Below are 17273 nucleotides of genomic sequence, written 5' to 3' on the forward strand. Positions count from 1 at the left end.
GATTAATTTAATAAGAGAATGTAGGTTTTGATGATATCAAAACCATACATTAACTCCTCACATTTTATACAGCGAGATTTACTCCACTGTTACCGATTTTGCCAGATTTCTTGGTTGATCGACGTCAGTTCCTTTAATTAATGCTACGTGATACGCCATTAGCTGCGTTGGAACCGTGTAGTAGATCGGTGCAGTGAGTTCTTCTATATGCGGTAGGTTGATGATGTGCATCGTGTCATCACTGATAAATCCTGCTTCTTGTTCGGCAAATACGTATAGTTGACCGCCTCGCGCGCGAACTTCTTCGATATTGGATTTTAATTTTTCTAGCATTTCATTCGTTGGCGCCATCACGATGACAGGCATATCTGCATCGATTAGTGCTAATGGACCGTGCTTGAGCTCGCCTGCTGCGTAAGCCTCGGCATGAATGTAGGATATTTCTTTTAACTTTAAGGAAGCTTCCATGGCTATTGGGTATTCGTCACCTCTTCCTAAAAATAGTGCATGATGCTTATCGACAAATTGACCCGCAAGTTTTTTGATTTGTGGCTCTGTCATTAAAACTTGTTCTATACGATTTGGTAAGGTTTGCAGCGCATGGACTATTGCTTGTTCAGTACTTTCGGCCATGTCATTGAGTCGCCCAAGTTTGGCAACTAATAAAAGGAGTACGGTTAATTGCGTCGTGAAGGCTTTAGTCGATGCTACGCCAATTTCAACCCCTGCTTTGGTAAGGAGTACCAAATCCGCTTCACGTACTAACGTTGATGCCGCCACATTACAAACAGCTAATGTGCTTAGGTAGTTATTTTCTTTCGCTAAGCGTAATGCTGCTAGGGTGTCTGCGGTTTCGCCTGATTGCGATAGGGTAATAAATAGGCTATTTTTGCGACGAGCAGGCTTGCGGTAACGAAATTCTGAAGCGATTTCGACATCGCAAGGTATACCCGCTAAAGCCTCGAACCAATATCGTGCTACCATGCCAGCATTATAAGCTGTTCCACATGCAACAATTTGTACATGTTCTACCTGTTTTAAGATGGTTTCAGCCTTTTCGCCCAGTTCGGATAAGTCAACTTTGCCATGTTGCATACGACCTTCAAGGGTATTTTTAATGGCGTTTGGTTGTTCATAAATCTCTTTTTGCATATAGTGATTAAAACCGGCTTTACTTCCGGCATCGTATCTAGCATCAGATTCAACACAAGGGCGCGTTGTTTCACGAAAGTTTTTATCTAAAATGGTCACGGTGCGATGTGTCACTAGTGCGATATCACCTTCTTCTAAAAAGATGAATTGACGTGTAACCGGCAATAAGGCAAGTTGATCGGAAGCAATGAAGTTTTCACCAACACCACAGCCAATGACGAGAGGGCTGCCTGAACGAGCCGCAACTAGAATATCTGGATTACGTGTGTCCATTATAACTGTGCCGTAAGCACCTCTTAATTGAGGTATGGCTTTTTGTACTGCTTCAAATAATGGACAACCTTCAGTTGATATGATGTCGTGAATTAAGTGGGCAATCACTTCTGTGTCGGTTTCAGAGCGAAATTGGTAACCTTTGGCAATGAGTTTTTCACGTAAAGGTTCGAAGTTTTCGATGATACCATTGTGAACTACAGCAATAAAATCTGATACATGTGGATGGGCATTGCGTTCGACAGGTTCGCCATGAGTTGCCCATCGCGTATGGGCTATTCCTGTACTGCCTTTGAGTGGATGGGCTTCAACCGCATCTTTTAATGTTTGTACTTTTCCTACACGGCGAACGCGTTGCAGCTCGCCTGTTGGTGAGATAATAGCAAGTCCAGCTGAGTCATACCCTCGGTATTCCAGACGTTTTAATCCTTCCAATAATATTTCAGCAATATCTCGTTTGGCGATAGCACCCACAATTCCACACATAATTTATTCCTTATTATTTAACTTTGTTGGACGTTTCCAACCAGAAATCTGTTTTTGTTTTACTCGGCTTATTACCAATTCATTATCCTTAACGTTGCTGGTGACAGTTGTGCCGGCAGCAATAGTGGCACCTTTACCAATGTTAACTGGGGCAATTAGCTGAGAGTCGGAGCCGACGAATACGTCATCTTGTATAACGGTTTTAAATTTGTTTGCGCCATCGTAATTACAGGTGATGGTGCCAGCGCCAATATTAACGTTGTTGCCGATTTCACTATCACCAAGATAACTTAAATGTCCCGCTTTGCTTGCTTTGCCTAGATGAGCTTTTTTGAGTTCGACAAAGTTACCTACATGAGCTTGTTCATCAAGCTGTGAACCCGGTCTGAGTCGAGCAAATGGACCTATAGTACATTGCTGTGCTATTGTTGAATCTTCGATTATGCTGTAAGGACTTATGATTGAATTATCGTCAATAGTGCAATTTTTTAAAATACAACCTGCACCAATGGTGACGTTATTGCCTAACTTTACTTGCCCTTCAATGATAACATTACTGTCGATGGTGACATCTTTACCGTGGATAAGTGTGCCGCGTAAATCAAAGCGGTTAGGATCAAGTAATGTTACACCAGCTAGTAATAAGTTTTGTGCTTGTTGATGCTGGTATTGGCGTTCTAGGGTAGCTAATTGTAAGCGGTTATTAACACCTTCTACCTCAAATTGTTGCACTGGGTGAGATGTAAGGATAGGGTAGCCATCTTGATGCGCTAGCGCAATAATATCGGTTAGGTAATATTCTTTTTGGGCATTGTTATTGGTTATTTGCGATAGCCATTTTTTGAGTAGTTTACCAGTAACAAGCATTATGCCCGTGTTGACTTCATTTATTTTTTGTTGCTCTGGTGACGCATCTTTTTGCTCGACAATGGCAACGACTTGACCATTTTTCCGTTCTATTCTGCCATAACCCGTTGGATCATCAAGTATAACTGTTAATAGTGCTATGCCTTGTTCTGGTTTGCTGTTAATTAAGTTTTCTAAAGTTTGTTGTGATATGAGCGGGGTATCACCGTATAAAATTAAAATGTCTTGGTTATCTGCAATATAAGGAATAGCTTGTTGTACTGCATGTCCCGTACCGAGCTGCTCTGCTTGATAAATAAGATGCACAGGTTGATTTTTGAGTGCGTGTTCTAATTGCTCTTTTCCATGACCATAAACAATATTGATCTGATCGGTATTTAGTTGTTGAACTGTGTCAATAACATGTTGTAACATCGGTTTAGCGCCAATTTTATGTAAAACTTTAGGTAGGTTGGAGTACATCCGTGTGCCTTTTCCTGCCGCCAAAATAATAGCACTAAGTTTTGGAACTGAAATCGTCATAATCTGTCCGGTTTCTTTAATTTTGTGTAAATTTGTTTATTACTATAATCAAAGTTTTTAATGAAATCACCCCGAATTTATTAATTTTTATCATGAAAAAAGTAATAGTGAAATTTGCCAATGTCTTATTAGATAAGGAAGCAATGTTATGAGTCATGTTGTGAAAGTTTTATTACTTTATACTACGCATGAAAAGCAAACCCTTAAAATCATGCAACGCATAAAAACACAGCTAGGTGATAAATGCGACTGTGATGTTATTCAACTTTTGCCTAATAGTCATATTGATTTAACCAAATATCAGGCAGTTTTGTTAGGATCTTCAATACGTTATGGTTTTTATAGTAAAGTAATGAAGAAATTTATCGATGATAATTATCAGCAATTAAATTCTATTCGATCAGGTTTTTTTGGTGTTAATGTGGTGGCTCGTAAACCAAATAAAAATACGCCAGAAACCAATTTATATACTAAAAAGTTTTTAGCTAAAATTGCTTGGAAACCGACTATTAAAGCGGTTTTTGCTGGTGCACTTTATTATCCTCAATATAATTGGTTCGATCGTAATATGATTCGTTTTATTATGTGGTTAGGAAAGGGGGATACTGATGTGACTAAACCTGTGATTGAATACACCAATTGGACAAATGTTGATGAATTTGCCGCACAATTTTATCAGCAAGTCTGTGCACCATCAGTTTTAGATGGTATAAAACAATAAGATTTTTATTGATTTTTTATGAATAAATAGTCTGATAAATAAACTTTGTGATATAGATCAACATTTCGAGTAAAAAGGTGTACAATATTGCGCCTAAAGAATCTGTCTCCTAATTGGGATTTTAATTGTGATTGAAAATTTAAGAAATATAGCCATTATTGCGCACGTTGACCATGGTAAAACAACATTGGTTGATAAATTGTTGAAACAATCGGGCACGCTTGATAATTTGCGTGGTGATGATAACGAGCGAATAATGGACTCAAATGCGCTTGAAAAAGAGCGTGGTATTACTATTTTAGCTAAAAATACGGCTATCAATTGGAATGGGTATCGCATTAACATCGTTGATACCCCAGGACATGCTGATTTTGGTGGTGAAGTTGAACGCGTAATGTCGATGGTTGATTCGGTATTATTGCTGGTTGATGCAATGGATGGTCCTATGCCACAAACCCGTTTTGTAACACAAAAAGCGTTTGCTTATGGGTTAAAACCAATTGTTGTTATTAATAAAGTTGACCGTCCAGGCGCACGACCTGATTGGGTTGTTGATCAAGTCTTTGATCTATTTGTTAATTTGGGTGCAACTGATGAACAGTTAGATTTCCCAATAGTTTATGCTTCAGCATTAATGGGTATCGCAGGTCTTGATCATGAAAATATGGCTGAAGATATGACGCCATTATTTGAAGCAATTGTGAAATATGTTGAGCCACCAAAAGTCGATTTAGATGGTCCATTCCAAATGCAAATCTCACAACTTGATTATAATAATTATGTTGGTGTTATCGGGATTGGTCGTATTAAACGTGGTCGGGTTAAACCAAATCAACAAGTAACAATTGTTGATAGTGAAGGCAACAAACGCACAGGTAAAGTGGGGCAAGTTTTAGGTCATTTAGGTTTGCAACGTTATGAAGCTGAAGTTGCCGAAGCGGGTGATATTATTGCTTTAACTGGTCTTGGTGAATTGGGTATTTCTGATACAATTTGTGATAATAGTTGTGTTGAAGCTTTACCTGCGTTAACCGTAGATGAACCAACAGTTACTATGTTCTTTAACGTAAATAGTTCACCTTTTGCCGGTAAGGAAGGTAAATTTGTCACATCTCGTCAAATTTTAGAACGTTTAAGAAAAGAACTGGTTCATAATGTGGCGCTTCGTGTTGAGGAAACGCCTGATCCTGATGCATTTAAAGTGTCGGGTCGCGGTGAGTTGCACTTATCTGTTTTAATTGAAAATATGCGCCGTGAAGGTTATGAGTTAGGTGTTTCGCGCCCTAAAGTTATTTATCGTGAAATCGACGGTAAAAAACAAGAACCTTTTGAACAAGTAACGCTAGATATTGAAGAACAACATCAAGGTTCAGTGATGGAAGCACTTGGTTTGCGTAAAGGTGATTTAACCAATATGTTACCTGATGGTAAAGGGCGTGTGCGTTTAGATTATGTCATTCCTAGCCGTGGTCTTATCGGTTTTAGAACCGAATTTATGACAATGACTTCAGGTACTGGTTTACTTTATTCGACTTTTAGTCATTATGATGATGTTCGCCCTGGTGAAATTGGCCAACGTAATAATGGTGTGATGATTTCTAACGGTACAGGTAAAGCATTAGCTTATGCACTTTATAGCTTGCAAGATCGTGGTAAGTTGTTCTTGGGTCATGGTGCCGAAGTGTACGAAGGTCAAATTATTGGTATTCATACACGCTCTAATGATTTAACCGTTAACTGTTTAACGGGTAAAAAGCTAACTAATATGCGAGCATCAGGTACTGATGAGGCAACCACGCTTTCACCACCAGTGAAAATGTCATTAGAACAAGCATTAGAGTTTATTGATGACGATGAGTTAGTCGAAGTTACGCCATTGTCTATTCGTTTACGTAAACGTCATTTAACTGAAAATGATCGTAAGCGTGCATTTAGAAGTAACAATAAAGACTAATTGTTGAGAATGCTAACAGCCCAATAGGATGTTAGCATCTATTTTGCTTAAATTGAAAACCTCGCTAATTTGCGAGGTTTTTTCTTGCCTTAACTCTGGCTATTGCATCAGCAATGGATTGTTTTCGATCTTTTTGACTCGTATCACTTGTGTTTTTAACTTCCATTGTGCGTGGAAATAAGATCGTTGGTGGTACCAGTTGATTGTGATTCAACCGTTGTTGTTTTTTTTGTGTTAATTGTAACTCTTCACTTTCGGTTAATGCCTCGCCTAAAGTACTTAGGGTAATACAGTCGGTAGGGCAGGTATTGATGCAATTACTACATGATGTACATAACTTCGGCAAAATGGTATGTAATACTTGCTTGCTACCCACAATTGCATCTGTCGGGCATACGCGGATGCATTTGCCACAACCTATACAGTTTTGTTCATCAATAAACGCTTTATATTGTTGTTTGGTTTGCATAATCACTTCTTGCATTAACTTAAACCTACAATATTACCATCTTTGTCAATATCGATTTGTCGATAAGCCGGATTAGTCCCAAGCCCTGGCATAGTCATCACATTGCCCGCATAAACACGAATAAATCCCGCCCCAGCTGAAATTGCTAAATTGCTAATGTCAACGTCAAAGTTGGTTGGCACATTTTTTAAGTTGGCATCAGCACTAATTGACATTGGTGTTTTAGCAATACATAGCGGTAAATGATCAAGTTTTAATGCCTCAATTTCTTTGATATTTTCGATCGCTTTAGCTGATAAGTTAGCTTTGTTAGCACCGTATTTTTTCACCATAGTTTGGATTTTATCAATTAGTGGCATGGTATTAGGGTAAGGTAATTTAATTTCACTTGGCATATCACACGCTTTGATTACATGCTTAGCCAATTTTTCAGCGCCCTTGCCACCTTTAGTAAACACTTCACTAACTTCACAGGCAAATGCGCCATGTTCAACGGCATATTTTTGTAAGAATGCGAGTTCTTCTTCGCTATCATGTGGGAAACGGTTAATTGCAACTATGACTTGTAGTCCATAACTTTTGGCATTTTTGATATGCCATGCTAAGTTAGCGGCACCAATTTCAAGTAATTCAACATTAGATTCAGAGATTTCTTTTGGAATCGCTTGGCCCGGTTTAATATTATATTTACCACTGTTAGATTTTAAACTTCGAACAGTTGCCACCAATACCACGCAATCGGCTTTAATACCAGCTTGACGATATTTGATATTAAAGAATTTTTCCATTCCCATGTCAGAACCAAATCCAGCTTCAGTAACTACATAGTCGGCAAGCTTTAATGCAATGCGGTCAGCAATCACCGAGGAGTTTCCATGTGCAATGTTAGCAAATGGACCTGCATGAATTAACACCGGCGTATTCTCAACTGTTTGCATTAAATTTGGGTTAATGGCATTTTTTAGTAATACCGTCATTGCGCCAGCTACTTCAAGCTGCTCGGCAGTGATTGGTTCGCCTTGAATATTGTAAGCTAAGATTATGCGACCAATACGAGCGCGCATATCATGTAAATCTGAAGCTAACGCTAAAATTGCCATTAATTCTGATGCAGCTGTGATTTCAAAACCATCACGCCTTTCAACGCCATTTAAGCCTCCACCAACTCCAACAGTAATATTGCGTAAAGCACGATCGTTGTGATCGATAACACGTTTCCAAACGATACGATTGACATCAATATTTAATCGAGCCAATCCTGTTTGTGCGGTAAATTCATCACCCAAGCGATCTTCATGATATAAACGAGAATCTAATGCAGCAGAAGCTAGATCGTGAGCCGCAGTAATCGCATGAATGTCACCTGTTAAATGTAGATTTAAGGTTTCCATTGGTAATACTTCGGCTTGCCCACCACCGGCGGCACCACCTTTGACGCCAAAAACGGGACCAAGACTTGGTTGACGAATACAAGCAATTGCTTTTTTTCCAATATAGTTTAGACCTTCACTTAGTCCAATAGTATTCACGGTTTTCCCCTCACCTAAAGGCGTTGGTGTAATGGCTGTTACAAGGACTAATTTACCATTTTCTCTATTTTGGTTGGCGTTTATAAGTGATAAGTCAATTTTTGCGACATATTTGCCGTAAGGTAGTACAAATTCTTCAGGAATATTAGCTTGCTTGGCGATTTCGGTAATTGGACGTAAAGACATTTTAATTCTCATATAACTGTAAATTAGGCTATCAGTATAAATAATTTGATTTGCCGAATAAAGCAACAATTTTATCTTTGTTAATTTTCGGCACATTCCTTTATTATATTGTTATAATAATTGTAACATTCACTCTAAGGATAATTGTTAAATGAATTTTTTTTCACAATATGCACTTTTTTTAGCTGAAACCGTGACAGTGGTAGTCGCTATTTTAGCGGTACTGATTTTTATTATAAGCCAACGTCGAAAATCGGTAACGGCAGCAGGACGCCTTTCTGTTAAAGATATCAGTGAAGAATACGAACAAATTAAAGATGATATGTTAATCTCTAGCATGGATGAAGTTGAGGCTAAACAGTTTAATAAAGATCTAAAAAAACAGAAAAAAAATGAAAAAAAACAAGCAAAATTAGCGATAAAACAAAAGAAACAACAAACAAAAAGCAGTGAACAAACGGCAGATACCACGGCTGTAGATAGCTCAGCTATTGAAGCCTCAAACGAACCAACGCAAAAGTCCAAACCAAAGCTATTTGTGTTATCTTTTAATGGCAGTATGGATGCACATGAAGTTGAAGAATTACGCCAAGAAATTACTGCGGTTTTAGCCATTATTAAACCCGAAGATGAAGTTGTCGTTAAGCTTGAAAGCCCTGGCGGCGTCGTTCATGGTTATGGTTTAGCGGCTTCGCAACTATTACGTTTTAGAACACGTAATATTCCTTTTACCGCCGTTGTTGATAAAGTAGCTGCAAGTGGTGGATATATGATGGCATGTACCGCCAATAAAATAGTCGCGGCACCTTTTGCAATTGTCGGTTCAATTGGTGTGGTTGCGCAAATTCCAAACTTCAACCGTTTACTTAAAAAACATGATGTCGATATTGAATTACAGACCGCAGGTGAATACAAACGTACATTAACGATGTTTGGTGAAAATACGGATGAAGGTCGTCAAAAATTTAAGCAAGAGCTGGAAGAAACCCATCTATTATTTAAGGATTTTGTGAAAGAATATCGTCCTAATATCAATATAGATGAAGTTGCTACCGGCGAACATTGGTTTGCTACTCAAGCTAAAGATAAAGGTTTAGTTGACGAAATTAGCACCAGTGATGACTTTATCTTATCGCATCTAGATACCCATAAAATTATCTCGGTCAGTTATCAACGTAAGCAAAAACTCTCTGAAAAATTGTCAAAAAACGTAGTAAAAAGTATGGAAAGACTATTTTTTAGACAAGGAAATGGGCTGTAAAGCCCTTTTTATTTTCTACAATTTTTATTATTCAACAAAAATATATCGCATAGTAAAAAACTACATACGAGTTAGCCTTATATGTAAGGGAAACTTCAAAAGTAAGATATTTATATTTAACTTATTTGTTTAAATAATATTTTTTGAAAATAGTTTTTCGGATAAAACATATTTTGGAAATAAACAATTATGATTATGTTAATTGTTTATACTGACTAAGCGAAAACTTTTCCCATTCTCTTTTTTATGTAAAGTATCAAAGAAAATATTTCTATTCGTTGTATTTATAGGGGTATAGTTGCCTAACGATTAACGATGGTCAAACAAGTAAAAGTGTAGATCTTATAAAGATCTTAGTGTTATAAAAAAATGAGATATTGCATTGTTATTTTTTTATAAATAATATCAATTATAAAAATTAACTTTCTATTATTGCGATAGCAGTTTAATATATAAATGTATTCATAAAATTGAATGAATATTCTTTAAGTCCCTTTTTATTTCTTTTCTTACATTCTTAATTCATCTTTTTAGCACTTGAGGACAATTATTATGTTTCAATGGCTTTCACACTGGATTTTAAATGGGATTCAACACTCACCCGAAATACTTTTATTTCTTTCTTTGAGTTTAGGATATTTAATTGGCGCTATTCGGATTGGTAAATTCCAACTGGGTGGTGTTGCAGGTTCGTTACTGGTTGCCGTTGCATTGAGTGTTTTTGGCGTGACAGTTGATGCTGGCGTTAAGGCGGTTCTTTTCGCGCTCTTTATTTATGCAGTTGGTTTTGAAAGCGGACCACAGTTTTTTCGTTCGCTTGGTGTCAAAACTTTGCGTGAAATCTTTTTGGCGCTATTTATAGCCGTTGCAGGTTTAGCGACAGTTGTTGTGTTAGCTAAAGTATTCAATTTAGATAAAGGTCTAGCTGCGGGGCTTGCTGCTGGTGGCCTTACTCAATCTGCCATTATGGGTACCGCATCTGATGCATTAAGTCAATTAGGGTTAAGTGTAGAAGAACTTCATAAAATGCAAGCTAATGTCACTATTGGTTATGCAGTAACCTATATCTTTGGTTCTTTAGGCGCCATTATTATTTGTGTCAATATTTTGCCAAAAATCATGGGAAAAGATATTGCTGATGACGCTATAAAAGCACAAGCAGAACAATTGCATGGTTCTTTATTGTTAGGTTCTAATCAAAATTTAGCACTGTCAGATATTACCGGTCGTTTATATCGCGTGACGAATAAAATTGATCAGAATGTTAGCGAAATTGAGAAAACAGTTAATGGTATAAGTATTGAAAAAATAAAGCGTGGCAATAAAATTATTGAAGCCACACCAGACACTGTTATTGAAGTTAGGGATATTATTTTAGTTGTTGGTCACCGTGATGCAATGATTCAAGCAAGTGATCTTCTTGGTACTGAAATTAATTCAGTATCGGGTATGGATGTTGTGATGAATACTCAAGACGTTGAGATGCGTAATTCACGTTATGTCGGTGAAAATTTAACACAAGTCCTGTCATCTGAAGAGGTCATTCAATTAAAGCATGGTATTTATCTAATTGCAATTCATCGAGATGGCGAGTCATTGCCATTAAATAATGATATTTATTTAAAATTAGGCGATGTGATAACCATTTATGGCTCTGATGGTGATCTTAAACGTGTTGTTGATAAAATTGGTGCGCCGATTACCCGTAGTGAAAAAACTGACTGGATTTTCCATGGCTTAGGATTGGTTGTTGGTCTTATTATCGGTTTAATTGTTATCCGTGTGAGCGATATCCCAATTACATTAGGCGCTGGTGGTGGGGCTTTGTTGTCAGGTTTGTTATTTGGTTGGTACCGCTCAGTTCATCAAACTGTTGGTAACATTCCAAGTGGTGCTATTCAATTATTGAAAGATTTTGGCTTAGCTGGTTTTGTTGCTGTAGTCGGTTTAAGTTCTGGTTTACAGGCAATTAATACCATTGAAGAACAAGGGTTATCGCTATTTTTAATTGGAGTGGTTGTTACTGTCTTGCCTATGTTATTAGCTATTTACTTTGGTAAATATGTTCTTGGCTATAAAAATGTAGCGGTATTTGCTGGCGCATTAGCGGGAGCTCGTAGTGCTAATCCAGCTTTCGGTGAAGTGTTAAATAAGGCAGGAAATTCTACACCAACCAATTCTTTTGCTATTACTTATGCTTTAGCTAATGTTTTCCTAACTTTGTTAGGTCCATTGGTTGTGGCTTTTGTTTAATTGGAATATAAAAGTAAAGGTACAGATCATGAAAAATACAACAGACTTTTCAAAGTATGCCAATTTGAGTCCTTTTGAGTTAAAAGATAATTTAATTAAACTTGCACAAAGTCGTGCAGATCGCGTTATGTTAAATGCCGGTCGTGGTAATCCTAATTTTCTTGCTACTTTTCCTCGCCAGGCGTTCTTTCAATTAGGCGTGTTTGCTATTCAAGAATCAGAAATGTCTTATTCTTATTTGAATGAAGGGGTAGGTGGTTTTCCTATTAAAACCGGCCTAACTGGGCGTTTTGAGCATTTTATTCGACAAAATTACCAAACGCCTGGTGTTGCTTTTTTAGGTAAAGCATTTTCTTATATTCGTGATCAGTTAGGTCTTGATGAGAATAAGTTTTTGCAAGAAATGGTTGAAGGCATTTTAGGATGTAATTATCCCGTTCCCGATCGAATGCTAACCTTAAGTGAGGAAGTGGTAAAATCCTATGTGCTAGAACAAATGGGCGCACAGTATTTACATCGTGATGAATTAGACCTTTTTGCAGTTGAAGGCGGCACTGCCGCGATGGCCTATATATTTAATTCAATGAAAGAGAATGGATTAATCGAGAAAGGGGATAAAATAGCTATCGGCGCGCCTATTTTTACCCCATATCTTGAAATACCGAGTTTAAATGATTATCAACTGGTTGAGGTACTTATCAATTCTGATCCGAATTTAAATTGGCAATATCCTGAATCAGAATTACGTAAATTAGAAGATCCATCCATTAAAGCTTTTTTCCTTGTTAATCCGTCTAATCCACCTTCAGTTAAAATCGATGATAAAAGCTTAAAAATTATTGCTGATATTGTGAAAAAACGCCCTGATTTAATCATTTTAACTGATGATGTTTATGGGACTTTTGCTGATAACTTTCAATCTTTATTTGCTATTTGCCCTAAAAATACCATCTTAGTTTATTCATTTTCTAAATATTTTGGGGCGACAGGTTGGCGTTTAGGGGTAATTGCGCTTAGCCATGATAATGTTATCGACAAAACTATTAAAGCATTACCAAGTAAGACAAGAAAAATTCTTGATAAACGTTACAGCTCAATTGTTACCGATCCTGAAAATCTCAAATTTATTGATCGCTTAGTAGCAGATAGCCGAGCTGTTGCTTTAAATCATACAGCTGGTTTGTCAACGCCACAGCAAGTACAAATGGTTCTTTTTGCATTATGTGAAATGATGGATGCCGATCAAAGTTATAAGGCGACTTTAAAGACGATTATTCGTCGTCGTGCGGCTTCACTTTATCAGCATTTAGGTTTAAAACACAAAACAGATGAAAACAATGTCGATTACTATACGCTAATTGATTTAGAACATATTTGTCGAGAACTTTATGATGATAAGTTTGCTAAATGGATCTTAAAAAATAAAAATCCTTCTGAGATGCTATTTAGAATTGCCGATGAAGCAGGAGTGGTATTGCTACCAGGTAAAGGATTTGCTGTGCAGCATCCGTCTGCGCGTGCTTCCTTGGCTAATTTAAATGAGTATCAATATGCAGCAATCGGTTTATCAATGCGTAAATTGGCTCAGGAATATTATGATGAGTATAAAACAAAAAGTAAGTAACTGATAACACCAATTTAATCTTAACGAGTTAACAGTGTTAGGCCCTGACTTGATAGTTAGGGCTTTTTATTGTCTGTATTCAGTTATATTGCTTATTTCATTTAAAATCATATTATAGTTTTTTTTAAATTTGAAAAAATTACTCTCAATCGATAATAGTATCAAAGGTTGATTTGTGTGTTCGTGTTCGACAATAATTATAAATTGATAGAGTGTTTAAAACTGCGTTAAAAGTGAGGATAAAACATATCTGCATCAAAAAATTCGAATCTATAGTATCGTCATTAGGCGATGTTTTTAATTCTGTGCTATCACATTATTTACTAAGTTTGGATAATATCTAGGTTTTATCTATTCTTAAAATACGATTAAAGCAATTTATTTATCCAAAATTGAGAAATACTTTATTACTTATTCAATTATTCTATAACTTTTTTGTTGTTGCGATAAGCAACATTCATAAAAACACAAGCATACTTAAATGTTTTATAGTCTACAAGCTATGACAAGCTTCTTTTATGACTATTTGGATAAGACATTCAGTTATACATTGGCGTAACATTATGGTTATTTTTTAGTTTTGCCATTCTTTATAATTATTATTTTTTGTACTTTTACGGTAAAAGATCAAAAATTATCTTATAACATAATCTAAAAATTGAATGTATTATTTTAATAGATTAATTTAATAATTTATCTATTAAATAAATGCCATTATTTTTCGCAATTTTAATGTTTTTTATTTATATAAATAATGGGGCAATTAATCTTTAAAATCATTACGATGTTTGATTTCAAATTCATTTTTACAATTATGGTTGCAATATGCTAATCCATCAGGAGTTGGATTGTTGCAATTACGACAGTATTTGTTAATTTTTTGAGCAAATACATTAGAATCATTTAAGATTGATTCTATATCCTTTTCAGGACTGTTTTTTATTACCATACAAATTATCCTCAATAATGAAATAAGATTCTAAAATTCAACGATGATTTAATAACTTTATTTTGTTATTCAGTATGTCACTTAGATTAACTGTCTGATAAAAGGCTGGTATTTTTGCTAATAAGGAAAATTGTAAATTAATGTAATCTGTATTGTATATCTGTTTTAATATCAACCTATTTTTTATATCTGTCTCTGTTTTTTAGCATGAATACTGAGTTGCTTATCATCTAATTTATTTTCTGTTAATTTAATTAAGCTACATTAATAAGCATTTTTATTTAATAATTTAGTGAATGTTGTTTAAATTCAAACTGTGCTTGAGAATAACAAATATCAATAATAAATTGATGATATATCTTTGCATCAACACTATGGTTGTCTAACTTTAATTTAAGTAATGCCAATATTTGCCAATCATTTTCATTACTAAAATTTCCCATTAACTCATCAGCACGTTTATCGATCCATTCCTCTTGAGCATCTTGTTGTTCGATTTTATCGAGCATTTTGTAATAACTCGTTTCGTAGCTATTTTCGACTAATTGTTGCAACTGACGCATGATTCACCTAATTGTCATTAATAAAAAGTAATTAACAAGGCGACCAATCCCATAAAGATTAATATTAGATTGGCAAAGTAGATAAATCGGATTTCGTGTTTAGTTAATTGATAATCTTTGTCAAATCTGTTTTTGGTTTTAATATTAATAAAATCTCTATTAATCATGATATTTCCTTAAAAAAGGCCCCAACATGTTGGGGCAAAGGATGTGGTCTGTTCGCAGTCTTTCCCGCTGTCCTCTTCCTAACAACAGTGTGCGTGAGTGCTGACAGGATGAGATATGGCAGTATTAATTGTGTTATGTGCAATTAATACCGCCATCAGCCGTAGTTTACCGTCATACCTGTGACATGTATCAAAACCGCAGTATGTTCATATGCCCCTGCTAGCTACTTGAATCTTGTTAACGCATTAAATAACTCGTAGTCTTGTTTAATGACGCTGTTAACTTGATTGGTTTTGATGTGGCAATGATAATATATGTTATCAATTATGTCAATAATTAAAGTTATCGCCCTGTGGCTTTTGGTTATTGTTTGTTATCGCTAGAGGTAACGCTACATTATTGAGGTGAAACGGTCTCAGCCCAATAACGGGCTGTTGTGGAGGGGGAGTAAACTGTGTTATCAATTGTTATCATTCTAACCTGTGCTGGTTGATTGATATGGTGTGTTTTGTCTGATTATCGGGCTCTTAGTTAAGAATGGATGATTGCCACCAGACTCGTCCTAAAATAGTAATCTCATCTTGTGAAATGATTTCGTCCTCATAACCTGGATTATAACTTCGGATTTTGATTTGATTACCGGGTAGTTTTTCCAGAATTTTGATTCGGAGTAACCCGTCATGATTAATCGCATAAATTTTACCATCACGAATACTGGTATCGGCCTGGTCAATAGCAACCGTGGCACCATCTTGAAAAACAGGCTCCATACTGTCACCATAAACTGTTAAGCAAACTGCGCAATCTTTATCAATGCCATAGCGGCGCATGGTTGAACGAGACAGTCTCAATTTGTAACCATTATAATCTTCAATATCATCTGCAAATCCATCACCTGCAGATAGCCGTACATCCTTATAAAATGGCACTTCAACCTCATCATTATCAAGTGGTGTTTGACTATCCCAGTCATCGATAGTTCCCAGTATTTTTGCATTGGCTTGGTTTTTGCCCACGTCAGGTTTCCCGACGCCTTGGGTCAGCCATAACAGGTCAACATTTAAAGCTGTTGCAATTTCAACAATTTTGCGTGACGTGCTTGATTTACCCGAAACCAGTTTTTGAATGGCGGGTTGGCTAATTTTGACTTTCTCGGCTAATTGGTGCTGAGACAAGCCGGATGCTTGTAATGCCCAATTTATTCTATCGGTAAAAGTGGTCATAGTGTTACCTCGTGGTTATCGACCGAGTCAGTATATAACCCAAGTTATCAAATATCAATGATTAATAGCGATAATGATAATTGCTTTAAATGATAATATATGTTATCATTATTAATAATTAAAATTATCAAAATCAAATTGAATAATAACAATAACTTTAACGATAAAACGCCCAATCAATTGAGTACTTTTGATGATTTTAATTTAATGGGTAGTGTAATGCATTTGATTATCTGGCGTTAGCGGTTTGTCTTAGTGATGTTTTACTTTTTACTGAGTTATCACGGATGTAGCCTTCAGCTCATTACACTGCGAAGGTTTATAAGAAGGGCATGAACTTGTTTAGTTTCGATGTTTTTTCTAAGTAATAAGTAATAAGCAGTAAGTAGTTGTCAGGATAGTGTAACGCATAGACCTGATAATTTTAGGCTCATTAGTTTGTTTTAACTCAGTATAAAGAATAACACAAGTTACCCATTAATATTTTGAACCCAGTATCAGCATAAAAAATAGTGGAATAAAGAAGAGGTCACAATGAAAGAGACGAAAGATATTTTAACGGCATGGCGAAATACCCGCATTGTTAAGCGTATAGGAACAGAATATCCATCACAATCATCGGTTGTTGCTGGAGCGGCTCGAGATTTTGATTATCGTCAATATTTGACAGAGCAAGAAGCAGAGGTTGTTGATAATGCTGTTTTGAGTTTGAAAGAATATAATCCGGTGCAATGGACGGTGTTAGTGGCGTATTACTTAAAGAATGTGTCTTGTAATGCACAAGCGAAAGCGATAGGTAAAAGGCCTCACGACATTATCAATATTTTGAATCAGGCGCAAAGTTTTGTGGGAGGGAATATTTATCCATTTTTCAATAAAAGTAGTAAAAATGTTAAACATTGCAGTGAAAATGCTTGACATTGCGCAAATAAGCATATATAATTAGTCCATAATCAAAATTTAAACGCATAAAAAAGCCCGCTAGCAATAGACGGGCTTTTTTGTTATGTGATTAAAATTGATATTACCTATATAATTGCTTTAACATGAAGTTGTTTAATTTAAAATATTTT

General features: G+C 36.1%; 13 protein-coding genes. 6 read left to right on the forward strand and 7 right to left on the reverse strand.

Annotated features, from left to right (window positions below; translation table 11 throughout):
* Positions 1-78: 78 nt before the first annotated feature.
* Together glmS and glmU are read right to left on the reverse strand one after the other, a co-directional pair.
* Positions 79-1911 (reverse strand): glutamine--fructose-6-phosphate transaminase (isomerizing), encoded by a 1833-nt coding sequence (gene glmS / locus A9G09_RS10005; protein WP_065634694.1) that lies wholly within the window; start codon positions 1909-1911, stop codon positions 79-81.
* Positions 1912-1914: 3 nt separating this feature from the next.
* The gene (glmU, locus tag A9G09_RS10010; protein WP_065634695.1) at positions 1915-3300 is read right to left on the reverse strand and encodes a bifunctional UDP-N-acetylglucosamine diphosphorylase/glucosamine-1-phosphate N-acetyltransferase GlmU; all 1386 of its coding nucleotides are present in this window, start codon (positions 3298-3300) and stop codon (positions 1915-1917) included.
* Positions 3301-3448: 148 nt separating this feature from the next.
* Between glmU and hemG the strand changes: the two genes are divergently transcribed.
* Both hemG and typA read left to right on the forward strand, forming a co-directional pair.
* Positions 3449-4021 carry a menaquinone-dependent protoporphyrinogen IX dehydrogenase gene (gene hemG / locus A9G09_RS10015; protein ID WP_065634696.1) on the forward strand — a complete coding sequence of 191 codons (573 nt, stop codon included), beginning with the start codon at positions 3449-3451 and terminating at the stop codon, positions 4019-4021.
* Between the two features lie 127 nt (positions 4022-4148).
* Entirely contained in the window at positions 4149-5975 is a 1827-nt protein-coding gene (gene typA, locus A9G09_RS10020; RefSeq protein WP_065634697.1) for a translational GTPase TypA, read from the forward strand.
* Between the two features lie 64 nt (positions 5976-6039).
* Here typA and A9G09_RS10025 read toward each other — a convergent pair whose 3' ends face one another.
* Complete coding sequence (locus A9G09_RS10025; RefSeq protein WP_065634698.1) at positions 6040-6459, reverse strand: RnfABCDGE type electron transport complex subunit B; 420 nt, start codon at positions 6457-6459, stop codon at positions 6040-6042.
* Positions 6459-8171 carry a formate--tetrahydrofolate ligase gene (locus tag A9G09_RS10030; RefSeq protein ID WP_065634706.1) on the reverse strand — a complete coding sequence of 571 codons (1713 nt, stop codon included), beginning with the start codon at positions 8169-8171 and terminating at the stop codon, positions 6459-6461. The genes A9G09_RS10025 and A9G09_RS10030 overlap by 1 nt, the downstream gene beginning before the upstream one ends.
* Before the next feature lie 139 nt (positions 8172-8310).
* On the opposite strand from A9G09_RS10030, the gene sohB reads away from it, so the two are divergent.
* From sohB to A9G09_RS10045, 3 genes are all read left to right on the forward strand, one after another.
* A complete protein-coding gene (sohB, locus tag A9G09_RS10035) occupies positions 8311-9420 on the forward strand; it encodes a protease SohB (protein WP_065634699.1) in 1110 nt (369 codons plus the stop codon).
* A 552-nt stretch (positions 9421-9972) separates the two neighbouring features.
* Positions 9973-11673, forward strand: coding sequence for an aspartate-alanine antiporter (gene aspT, locus A9G09_RS10040; protein ID WP_065634700.1), 1701 nt, complete (start codon positions 9973-9975; stop codon positions 11671-11673).
* A gap of 28 nt (positions 11674-11701) precedes the next feature.
* The gene (locus A9G09_RS10045; RefSeq protein ID WP_065634701.1) at positions 11702-13297 is read left to right on the forward strand and encodes a bifunctional aspartate transaminase/aspartate 4-decarboxylase; all 1596 of its coding nucleotides are present in this window, start codon (positions 11702-11704) and stop codon (positions 13295-13297) included.
* A gap of 763 nt (positions 13298-14060) precedes the next feature.
* On the opposite strand, the gene A9G09_RS10050 is transcribed toward A9G09_RS10045, so the two are convergent.
* The 3 genes from A9G09_RS10050 to A9G09_RS10060 form a co-directional block, all read right to left on the reverse strand.
* Positions 14061-14246, reverse strand: coding sequence for a hypothetical protein (locus tag A9G09_RS10050; protein WP_065634702.1), 186 nt, complete (start codon positions 14244-14246; stop codon positions 14061-14063).
* Positions 14247-14527: 281 nt separating this feature from the next.
* Entirely contained in the window at positions 14528-14809 is a 282-nt protein-coding gene (locus A9G09_RS10055) for a hypothetical protein (RefSeq protein WP_065634703.1), read from the reverse strand.
* A gap of 695 nt (positions 14810-15504) precedes the next feature.
* Complete coding sequence (locus tag A9G09_RS10060) at positions 15505-16200, reverse strand: helix-turn-helix transcriptional regulator (protein ID WP_065634704.1); 696 nt, start codon at positions 16198-16200, stop codon at positions 15505-15507.
* Between the two features lie 534 nt (positions 16201-16734).
* Between A9G09_RS10060 and A9G09_RS10065 the strand changes: the two genes are divergently transcribed.
* Entirely contained in the window at positions 16735-17118 is a 384-nt protein-coding gene (locus A9G09_RS10065; protein ID WP_065633653.1) for an antiterminator Q family protein, read from the forward strand.
* Positions 17119-17273: the final 155 nt, after the last annotated feature.

Source organism: Gilliamella sp. wkB292, assembly GCF_001690235.1.
GTDB classification, from domain to species: Bacteria; Pseudomonadota; Gammaproteobacteria; order Enterobacterales; family Orbaceae; genus Gilliamella; species Gilliamella apicola_F.